General features: G+C 68.8%; 3 protein-coding genes and 1 pseudogene. 3 read left to right on the top strand and 1 reads right to left on the bottom strand.

All coding sequences use genetic code 11. The annotated features are described in order from the left end of the window. The 3 genes and pseudogenes from AB4Y84_RS04125 to AB4Y84_RS04115 form a co-directional block, all read left to right on the top strand. Positions 1-120: pseudogene (locus AB4Y84_RS04125) on the top strand (type II secretion system minor pseudopilin GspH); the annotation flags it as partial. After that, positions 117-479 carry a type II secretion system minor pseudopilin GspI gene (gspI, locus tag AB4Y84_RS04120; protein WP_313248210.1) on the top strand — a complete coding sequence of 121 codons (363 nt, stop codon included), beginning with the start codon at positions 117-119 and terminating at the stop codon, positions 477-479. The pseudogene AB4Y84_RS04125 and the gene gspI, both read left to right, overlap by 4 nt. Next, a complete protein-coding gene (locus AB4Y84_RS04115; protein ID WP_442243677.1) occupies positions 476-1,090 on the top strand; it encodes a PulJ/GspJ family protein in 615 nt (204 codons plus the stop codon). Before gspI ends, AB4Y84_RS04115 begins: the two co-directional genes overlap by 4 nt. A 422-nt stretch (positions 1,091-1,512) precedes the next feature. Here the strand turns inward: AB4Y84_RS04115 and AB4Y84_RS04110 are convergent. Next, positions 1,513-11,393, bottom strand: a 9,881-nt coding sequence (locus AB4Y84_RS04110) for a filamentous haemagglutinin family protein (RefSeq protein WP_442249803.1), incomplete at its 5' end; no start/stop codon positions are given.

The following is an 11,393-nucleotide window of genomic DNA, read 5'->3' as shown; positions in this document are numbered from 1 at the left end:
GCCGCCATCGAGCTGAGCCCCGAATGGATTGGTGTGCCGTGGGAGCTGGCGTTGTCGCTGGACGGTCGTCGACTGCGTCTTCGTGATGATGGCAGTGGACAATTGCAGGTCATGCAGTGAAGCGGCAGCAACACGGATTCACGTTGATCGAGGTGCTGATCGCGTTGGCCATCGTGGCCATCGCGCTGGCAGCGGTGATGCGCTCGGTGGCGGTGGCGACCGATGACCAGTCGCGCCTGCGGGACCGCCGGCTGGCCCTGCTGTGCGCGCAGGACCGCTGGCAGGAGCTGCGTCTGTCCGCACAGCCACCCAGCGATGCGCGCCTGCTGTGCCTGCAGGGGCGCACCCGCTTCCTGGTGCAGCAGCACCTGGGCAGTGGTATGGACGGGCAACCGCAGCTGGAGTTGAGCGTGGTGGCCGAAGATGCGCCGAAGCAATCGCTGACGCGCCTGCAGTTGCCGTGGACGGCGGCGCCATGAAACGCGCGGCGGGCGGTTTCACCCTGATCGAGGTGATGATCGCCATCACCATCATGGGCGTGCTTGCGGTGATCTGCTGGCGCGCACTGGACAGCGTTGCCAATACGGACCAGCGCCTGCGCCAGGCGGATGCCGAGACCAGCACCGCGATACGGGTGCTGCAGCAATTCCAGCGCGATATCGAGATGCGGGCCGATGATGCGCTGATGAACGGCGCAGTGCGCCCCGCCGATCAGCCGTCACGGCTGCTGCCCCCATCGTTGGCCAGCGAGCGCCACCCCGATGGCGGCTTTACGCTGGAGATCACCCGCAGCGTCGGTAGTGATGGACTGCAGTGGCAGCGCGTTCGCTGGTGGCGGCAAGGCAGCACGTTGTGGCGCGCCAGCGGTACGCCGTCCGATCACTATCCGCTGCCGGCGCCCGAGCCGACGCGCGGGTTGCTGGTGGCCCGTGATGTGCAGCGCTTCGAGGTGCGGGCGTGGCAGCCAGGGGTGGGTTGGGCGATGCTGCCCAGCCAGGGGGAGATTCTGCCGGCGACCGGTCTGGAGTTGCGGTTGGGGTTGCGCGATGCACGCGGGCCGCTGAGCTACCGGCGGGTGTTGGCGCTCTGAGAGGAGCATCCACGCATGGCGTGGATCTACTGCCAGGCCTGCCTCTGCTGCCAAGCCTGCTCTGGTGGGTGCCGACCGTTGGTCGGCACTGAAGCTGACCCAGCCATCCACGCATGGCGTGGATCTACTGAGAGGCGTCCACGCGCGGCGTGGATCTACTGAGAGGCATCCACGCGTGGCGTGGATCTACGGAGAGGCGTCCACGCGTGGCGTGGATCTACCGCCCTCCTGCCGCCGGGCGCTGTCCCGCGCCCGGCGGCGCCGTGTCGGTGGTCCTCACCGCTGATGGCTGTTCCCTGCCCTCGGTGCCGTCCTGGCTGGGGCCGCCACCGTTCCCTGGCAGCTGGCCCGATCCTCTGTTCTGCGCGTGGTGGGTGCGGTCCTTGGTCCGCACCGTTCCTCCATCCACGCATGGCATGGATCTACTGCACCTGCTGCTTGCCCGCGTCTGCCCGCGCCTGCGGGAACTGAAAGGCGCTGTCGACGTCGTAGCCGCTGGCGGCGGCCGTGTTTCCGCGTGCTGGCGGGTCGATGCTGCTGCTGGCACTGCCGAAGCCGAGAATCTGCACGCTGATCACCGACGGCTGGTTGCGCCGCGCATCGTCCTGGCTCTTGCGCATCACGTCCTGTGCGGCCTGGCTGGCGCTGTTGGCCGCAGCGCTTGCCGAAGCCAGCGCGTTGACGTTCACCGAGGCCAGCACCGGCAGGCCCTTGCTGTCGCCCTGCACCTGGATGTTGGCGGCGTTGAGCACCTGCAATGCCGCCAGGTTGATGTTGCCCGACACGCGGATACCGGCCTCGCCTGCATCGATGGTGCCCAACGGTGCGATCAGGTCGATATCGCCGGGTGCCACTTCGGCGATCGGGTTCAGCGTTGCAATGCCGGCGCCGCTGGCCGGTGCCTGCGGCGACAGGATCACGTTGCCCCAGGTGTCATAGACGCGACGCGGCGGGGTGTACAGCAGCGTGGTCTGCGAACCACGTCCGGCATTGATGTCGCCCTGCTCGGACCATGCCAGGATGTCGCCGCCAAAGGTGGTCATCACCCGCGACAGGCCCAGCAGCACGCTGTCCTGGCTGAACAGACGGATGTCACCCTGACCCTGGGTGACCAGGCCCGCACTTGCGGGAGGCACCACGCCCTGCACGCCCACCACGATCTGCCCGCCCGGGGCCATCAACTCGATGTTGCCGCCGGCCTCGGTGCGCACACCGGAACCGCCGTACATCACGATATCGCCAGCGCGGTTGATGGTTGCGCCATTCGCATCCTTGTCCGGCATCAGCGTGGAGATCGCTTCGCGACCGCGCAGGTAGGAACCGAAACGCGGCCCTTCCGCATGGGTGTACTCACGACCACCTTCGCGCAGCTCGGCGTAGTAGACCTGGCGCAGGAAGATGCGCTGCTGTTCCTTCGGCAACGCGTCGAACGCGGCCAGTGCATCCGAGCCTTCGCTGGAGGTACCGAAGCGCTGCTGCAGCCACTGCTTCAGTTCCTTGTCATAGATCTTCACCGCCTTGCCCGGCTGCGCCGCCAGCGACTGCGCTGGATCGGCGAGGTTGGCCGGGTCGAGATAGCGCGCGCGCAGTGCGGCGAAGTCGATCTGCTGGTTGCCGGCGGTCAGGCCGACACTCGCCCCCGAGCGGGCATCGCCCTGCACGATACCGCCCAGCGTCACGATGCTGCCCACGTCCTCCTGCCGCAGCTGACGACCCGCACTGACCTCCAGATTGCCGGGACCGGCCACCACGGCATCCAGGTGTACGACGTCGCGCCCTGCGTCCACCACCGAAACATCGGTGGCTGTGCTGTTCAGGGCGGTCAGCGAAACACCCAGGATGTCGCGCCCGGCGCGCATCTGCACCGCACCGGCCGCCTCGAACAGAGCAAACTGCGTGTGCTGGCTGCCGGAGCGATCCAAGGTACGCTGCGCACCCGATTGCAGGCCGATGATGTCGCCGCCCACGGCATAGAAGCGGCTGGGCGATAGTGCACCCGGCAGATTCGACAACGGTGTATTGGGACCGAACGCGAACAGCGGCAATGCCGCCTCCGGCGTCGCCGAATGGCCATCCACCGACAGATTGTGGTGCGGCCGGGTGAGGTTGCCGTTGCCATCGCCCACCTGGGCCATGAAGGCTGGATCGAACGGCCCCGGCATACGTGTATCCGCGGCCGAACGCGCCATCTGGGTGGCGCCCGGCTGGGCGAAGATGCCGCCGCCGGCCAGTACATCCAGGCGACCACTGGCCGAGGGTGCCAGCAGCAGTACGTCCTGGGTGTTATCCTGCATGCTCAGGCGGTCGAAGGTGATGTTGCCCTGTGCGGCAACCGCGCTGAACCGCGAAGGATAGAGCCAGTACTGCAGTAGATCGCGCCCGCCGGCTTGCAGCTGCACCTGCTCGGCGCCGAGGTTGCTGCCGTTGAGATTCAGGGGTCCGACCACGCCCGGCGAAAGATCGCCTCCAGCGCTGAAAAGGTCCACGGCGGTGGATGCGGTCCACAGCGAGAACCACGTGGTGCCGGCGGCGCGGCTGCCGTTGTCTTGGGTCACACCGCTGTAGTTCGCCACCGCTACCCGGCCAGCATCGCCAACACCACCCAGCACTACGTCACCGCGCGCCTGCAGCGATGCCGTGGCATCGCCCAGCACCAGCACCGGACCGCCCATCGCACGTGCACTGTCGGCGGCGAACAGATCGGCCGCACGCTGGCGACCGAGTGTGCCGTAGTTCTCCAGCGTCACGCCCATGCCACCGATGCGACCGGCCTCCAGCAGCAGGCTGCCCCGCAGGTTGGTGAAGGTGCCGTTGAGATCGAGGTCCTGCGCTGCCCTGGCGGTGTTGAGGCTGGAGAACGTGGCCGTCAGCTCCGGATTCAGCACACCCCCGGTGCGCAAGCGCAGATCGCCACCGCCGGTCAGGTACAGCTGGCCATCACTGACCCGTCCGGTGGAACCGACCGCGGCAACGATCGCACCCGAGTGCGGTGCGGTCATGAACCCCAGAGCATCGCCCATCGCCTCGCGCACACCGGCGTTGCGGCCGGCGTCAAGCGTGAGATTGCCGCCACCGAGCGTACCGAAGCCGGTGAAACCCACCATCCGCGGCGTGCTGCCTGCGGTGGCCGAGACGTTGGCGTAGGTGCCGAAGTTCACCCACCAGCTGGTCGGTACCGGCGTCACCCCGGTGGTGCTGCCGGTGCCTTGCCGCCAGAGCCAGTTGCCCACTGCGGCACTGCCATGCAGGGCCATGTCCCGGTCGGTGCTGCCCGACTCGGCGCGCGCGGTCCACACGTCGCCGACGATGTCTCGCCCGGCCTCCACGCGCAGGTTGCCACCATGGTCCGGATACCACGCCTGGTAGCTCGCCAGTGCAGCGTCGTAGCTGCCTGGCACCACGCCCTTGCCGAGCAGAGCGCTGTTCCAGGGCGCCGGCGCACGCGGCGAATTGAAGTCCGCATCACGACCGTTGCCGAGCGAGGTGGGTGTCCCTGCGGTGTAGACGCCGAATCCTGATTTCATCACCACGTCGCCGGCCGCCAGCAGTTCCAGATCTCCCTTGCCGGTGCGCAGCACGCTCCACGCGGGTGTGCCGGGGCGCTTGCCGTAGGTGGTCACCTCGGTCTGCGTGCCTCCGCCGAAGCAATAGGTGGGTGCCGATCCGCAGAACTCGTCTTCGGTCATGCCGAAGATCGCCGCGAAGTCCTTGGCCGACGTGCCGACGTAGGATTCATCGCCCCAGAAATCCAGCGAGCCCTGTGCGGCCACCTGCCGCGGCGCGGGGCCGCAGTAACCGTCTGCCAGCGCACAGAACTCCTCTTCGGTGTAACCGAAGATATCGGCCAGTTCGGCGATCGGGCGGCCGGCATAGGAGGTGTCCCCCATCCAGTCCAGCGAGGCCTGCTCGGTCAGCACGCGGTCGCCCACGAAAATGATCTCGGTCTTCACCGTGCCCACCGATCCCTGATGGGTATCGGCCAGCACCACGCTGCCGTCACTGCCCCAGCGACGCGTGCGCGGATCGGCAGCGTCGCTGTCCGCGCCGGCCACAGCGGTCAGGTCCCACGACGTCGTGCCTTCCGCCAGCATCGGCGCCAGCGCCCAGTTGCGGCCCTGGTTGCCATTGGCATCGGCAGGTCGCAGCTTCACCGGCGCATCGGCGGTCAGCTCCACCTTGGTCATGGAGGGAATGTATGCGCCCACTTTCAGGTCCACCGCCCGTGCCAGACGCAACGCGATCGGCAGCACAGCACCGGCGGGCCAATCCTGTGCAGCCATCTGCACGCTGCTGCGCAGACGGAAGCCGCCACCCAGGCGCGCGCCTGCCTCCAGCTGCAACGGCTGGTCAAGCAGGGTGCCGGCGGCGAAGGTCTGCCCATCACGGGTGGTCACCGCCGCACCGAGCACGGTGCCGGCAGGCAGTCGCAAGCTGTCGGCGAGTGTCATCGCTGCGGGCAGCACGGTACCGGCCGGCAGCACAGCCGATTCCACCGGTACCGCATAGTTCAGCGTGGCGCCCGCCGGGAATTCGGTACCCGGCTGCAGCTGTACGCCGTCCACCGGCACCACCAGGCCGCCACCGAACGGTGTGTTGGCGGCACCACTGCTGCGACCCTCGATCAGTTCCCAGCCGGCTTCATCCGGGTTGGCGGGCGGTGGCGCGAAGCCATCGTTGATGCTGCCATGGATGTTGAGGTTGCCTTCGGCCCGAAGCACCAGCGAGGCCGATTCGCCAAACCCGCGCCGCGCCGGGTCGAGACGGTCGGCATCGGGACCGTAGCGGTAGCCGGACAGGTCGATGTCACCGGAAACCGTCAGGTCGCCACCGGGGTTGTCCGCACTACGGCGCGCAACCACCTGCACGCCCGGACGTAGCCGGTGGCTGCCAAGCGCTGTGGTGCGCTGCTGCAGATCGGCATTGGCCAGCGCCCCGTCCATCCACGTGCGGTTATCCGGATCGACGATCTGGTCCAGCCACTGCTGGGTCACGACCTGCGCCCGGTTGCCGTGCACATCCACGCTGGAGGCCAGCGGTGCATCGTCATAGCGGCGCACGCCGTTGACCTGGATGTCGGCCGCACCGGTGATGCGCACACCGTCGGCAACGGCAATGGCCGCGTCATCGGTGCCGATCCGTGGCACATCGATTTTCAGCGTACCGCGCGCAACGCCATCGTTCTGCCCACGCTGGCTGCCCACGGCGACCCCGCTGCCGGCACGCAGGTCGATCGCGGCGCCAGCGCCGATGCTGACCTGGCCCGCCGCGCTGCCCAGTTCGACCGTCGCCCGGTTGGCGCTGTCGATGATCTTGCCGTAGCTGTCCACGCGCAGGCCGCTGCCATGCGCGTCGAGCGTGCCGTTCACCTGCAGCGCATCACGGGCGTACAGGCGGATGCTGCCGACCTGCTCGCCGCTGGCGTCGATGCGCCCGGCCACGGTCAGGCTACCCTTGTCCACGCTGATGTCGACCCGGCGCGCCTTCACCTCGTCGCCGATCTGCAGGTCACCCTCGCCGATCTGGAAGGTGCGCGCGCCGGTCACGCCGCCGCTGTTCAGCCGCTGGTTCAACCCTGCGAAATCCAGCAGCTGGCGTGCACGCACCACCAGTTCGCCCGCGTCGTAGGGCACCACGGTGCCACCAGCGTCGTAGCGGCCGCTGGCCGCGCCGTCCACACGTCCGGCCAGATCCGCGCGACCGGCCAGGGCATTGACCGTCAATCGTCCACCGCGGTTGTTGCGCGCCGACACATCGATGCGCGAGGCGGCATCGGTGGTCACCTCGCCACTGTCGCTGGACAGCAGCACATCGCCGCCCCAGCTGTATTTGTCCACGTCGAACAGGCTGACCTTACGACCCGCCAGATCCAGCGCCGCATGCGCACCCACGCCGATGCCCTGGCGTGCACTGGCCGACAGGCGGCCGGAGGCCAGCGCAATTGTGCTGTCCAGCAGGATGCGATCGGCGTCGATGCTGAGTTCGCTGCCCAGCGCATCACCACCGGCCTTGCCGTTGCCTCCATGCAGGGCGAAGCTGCCGCCGGTGCGCAGGGCCAGCTGCGCGCCGGGGTCGGCGGTCAGCAGGGGCGTGCTGATGGCCACGCTGCCGCCGCTGTACTGCCAGCCCTTGTCTGCCAGGTACTCGCCGCGCTGCTGGTACACATCCAGTGTTCCCTTCGCCGAGAACACCATCTGTTCCGAAGCCCCGAGGTTCAACGCGCTGAAGCCAAGTACCTGACGGTTGGCCGCGACCTCGGAGCTGGGCCTGCTGTACGGCGCACGCCCCAGCGTCAGGGTGCGCGTGACGATATCCAGCTGGCCCTCGCCCAAGCGATTCACCATCGGCTCTGACGGCGGCACGGCCACGTTGCTGCCCGTGGCCTGGGTGGCCGCCAGCGCACCATCCCACACCAGCGTATCCACCAGGATGCGCGCACGGTCGCTGGCGTTCCCATAGCCGTGGATCGCCTGCGCACCCAGCACCAGCGTGCGCAGGCTGCCAACGCCGGTGGCGCTGTCGCGCGCATCCAGGTCGACGCTGCCGAACACATTCACCGAATCGCGCGCCACCAGGCTCAGCGTGTCCAGCGCAGGTGCGCCGGTAGCCACGTTGCCACGCAACAGTTGCTGCAGCACCATCTGGTTCATGGTCATGCCGGCGGGCAGTGCACCCGCTGCTGCCGCCTGTGCGATGGCTTCGGCGCTGCCCAGGTTCAATGCAGCCATGCTGACGCCCAGCTGGCGCGTGCCGTAGCTGGCCGAATCGCGCAGTTGCAGGGTGCCGTCGGTGGCGACGGCGATGCTGCCGTCGGACACCAGGCGCGCTTGTCCCTCGCACGCGTCCTGGCAGCCGCCGATATCGATCGCCACCGGGCCGGCGGCAACGCCTGTGGAGCCGGTGATCAGGTTCAGGCGCTGGTTGGACACCGCCAGCAGGCCGCCCGTGACCTGGTAGGGCAGCGTGTCGACGGCGTCGCCACCAGCGCGTGCGTAGGGCAATGTGTCCACGGTCGCCCCGGCTTCGACCAGGATGCCACTGCCACCGGAGGCTGCTGCCACCAGGACTTCCGGCGCCTGCAGCGTGGCCCCGGAACGGATCGCCACGCTGCGGGCCTGGCCGGTCACTGCCACCTGCGACGCCGCCTGGTTGATCTGACCACCGATCACCATGCGCGCGGGCTGGAACGCATTGAGTGCCTGGTCGGTGAAGGTCACGCCGCGATCGCGCGCCTGCGCCACGCCGTCCGCACCGATGACCTCCAGCGTGCCGATGGCCGGGTTGGCCATCGAAGCAACCAGGGTGCCGCCCCGTCCCTTGTCGTTGGCGGCGGCAAACCGCGCGGTACCGGCGAAGTCGATCGCCGCCGCGCCCTGGCGTCCGGCGCCCTCGCCCAGCGCCAGGGTCAGGCCCAGCGCATCGATGGTCTGCCAGCCGCGCGATTCGCCGCGGCGGTCGGCCGTTGCCTGCACGAAGGCGTTGTAGCTGGTTTCGTTGTAACCCGAATGCCGCCGCACCACCGCCGCCGGTGTCAACAGCAGGTCGGTCAGAAGTGGCGATTCCACGCCGCCCAGATCGCCACGCTGGTGGCCGGACACACGCCAGGTGCCGGTGCCGGTCTGCAGCGGCCGGGAGATGCCGGACGCACCGGTCGCGCCAAGCTCGACACGGAACGCACCGGGCTGCAGGGCGAAGTTGGCCGGCAGCAGGGTGTAGGTGCCCGCTGGCAATCCGGGAACACCCGCCGGCACGGTGATCTGCTGACCGATGCCGGGCGCGGCGAAGCCGTCGGTGCTGGTGGGCGCGAACGCGCCCGTATAGCCGGGCACGATGGCATACACCGGGTTGCCCGAGGCACTGAACGCATAGCGGGGATTGGCATCGGCCAACGCGGTGCGCAGTACGTCCACCGAACCGCCCCGCCCGGAGATGAATGCTGCACCGGTCAGGTCGCCGCCACCGGACATGTCCAGCAGCGCGTCCGGGCTCACGTTCACTTGGTTGGCTTTCAGGGTGACGCCCATCGAGCTGATGCCACCAGCGGTCAAGGAATCCACGCTTCGGCTGCCGATCCGCCAGTTGACGCCATCGGCGGTACCGCCATAGGGCAGCGCCAGGCCGGCACCGCTGGTGGAGGTGATGCTGCCGGGCAGCAGTTCCACCCGTCCGCCGGCAGTACCGCCCACGGCCAGACCACCCAGTTGCAGTGTTCCCATCGGCGCCCACACCGCACCGCCCTGCTGCACGGTAGCGGCCACCAGTCGAAGCGAACCGAACGCCGATGCAGGGACACCCGATGCCGTGCCGTTGCCCTGGATGCGCAGCACCGCATCCGGGTTCGCCCAGTAGTCGACGGTGTCCACGGTCTGCGCCGATGCACCCGCCACCACCCGGCCCACGGCCCCGAACGTCGGATACAGGCGCGCCGCGGTCAGGTCGATCGAGCCCGGTGCCAGCAGCGAACTGACCGCCGCGTTGCTGGCGATGCTGGAAAGAAGACGCACATCGCTGCGGCTGTTCAACGAGAGATGGTCGAAACTGGGCAGCCAGGTGACATCGCGAAGATCGATGAGATCGCCGTTGACCGCCAGCGCATGATCGCCCGCAGTAGCTGACACCGCACCCTGGGTGAACTGCAGGCTCTCGCCCGACAGCTGCTTCCAGCGCGCCTGCGCAAGGCGCACATACGGCGCCGACAGCGATATCGCGCTGGGGGTGCTCGCGCCTGCCGCCACGCCCAGGCTGGACTGCCCCTGCCCATGGATGCGCAGGGACTCGGCCATGCGCAGGTCGACATTGCCGAGCGTGCGGATGTCGCCGAAGACCGACAGGTTGTCGAATCCGCCGGCCTGGATCTGCTGCACCGACAGTGCGGCGTGCCCATAGTCCAGCCGCGCTGGCAGCGACGTCTCGGCCGCAGTCTGCTGGCTGAGCGTGATCACCCGTTCGCGCAGCACCTCCTCGGTTGCTCCGCGTGCATGCACGCTGCCGCCGAAGGCGAGGCCCAGCGTGCCACCACGCGCCCCACTGCCACCGGCCGCCGCATCCATCGCCCCTTGCAGGTACAGCGCATTGGCCGAACGCAGCACTATCTGGCCCCCGTCGCTGTCGACCCGGGTACGGCCCTGGCCGTCGATGTCCAGCTCGGCCGAAGCGCCGCGTGCGTCCAGGCGCGCGCCCCGCTCGACCACGATGAAGGCTTCCGGCGGCCGGTTGTCGACGAAAGCCGACGTCTCCCAGTCGAGCGCGCCACCGATCTCGATGCGCCCACCCGTCCGCACCTGGCCGCGCAGGCGGCCAGCAGCATCGACCATCGACACCGAATCGGCGCTGGCGTCCAGTACCGCACCGTCATCGATCCGCCAGGTGCGCTCGCTGCGCTGGCCGGCGTACAGCGCCGTATCCGGGCGCACATCGTCGATGCTGATGCGGCCGCCTCGTGCCTGCAGCGTCCCCTCCACGTCGATGTTGCCCGCACCGAGCAGGGTGATCGCCTGGCCCGGATCGACGGCGACCCGCGCATCGCGGCCCACCCGAAGGTCGCCGCCCACGCTGTTGCGGTCCGAGCGCAGGGTGATGCTGGCCCCGCTGCGCTGCCGGATGCGCCCACTCTGCGGATCGGCGGCATACAACGGTGCCGACCACGGCTGCAGCGCGGAGGCACGATCCCGCGCCGTGCGTGCGTCTTCAGCCAGGCGCAGACCCGGCATGCGCGCGACCAGCTGGGTACCGTCGGCGACGTCCAGGCCCTGGTGCGCGTTGATGTCGTACTGCGCGAAACCACTGCCGAACAACGCGGTGTCAAGCTGCACCACCGTCACGTCCTGCTCCGCTGCGCCGACGACCGCCTTGCCTCCGGTACCCAACGCGAACGTGCCGCCGCCCTCGCCACGGCCGCTGAAATAGCTGCCTTCACCCAATCGCACGCGACCACTGCCGTCGGTAGCCACCTCGGCGGTGTTGGCCTGCAGGCTCACGCCTCCGCCCTTGCCGATGCGGCCCTTGCCCTGCATGTCCAGCGCAGCACCGGCGTCGACATCGACGGCCACCCGGCTGCCCACAGTGACGTCATGGCTGCTCTGCAGGCGCAGGCTGCCACCGTCGATCCATGCACGGCCACTGTCCTGCCCGGCACCGAACGACGCATTGCTCCAGCCACCGGCAAGATCGATGCGGGTACCGTCGGCGATGGCGACGCTGGCGCGGCCATCGCGCAGCAGCGCTGTCGGCCGCCCCAGCACGTCCAGCAGATTGCCCGCCTGCAGCTGGCCACCGACAATACGGATGTCACCGGCCACGTTCACCG

The organism is Stenotrophomonas sp. 2YAF22 (genome assembly GCF_052114665.1).
GTDB classification, from domain to species: Bacteria; Pseudomonadota; Gammaproteobacteria; order Xanthomonadales; family Xanthomonadaceae; genus Stenotrophomonas; species Stenotrophomonas indicatrix.
The sequence above is the reverse complement of the archived record's forward strand: the minus strand, read 5'-3'. Positions and strand labels throughout refer to the sequence as shown.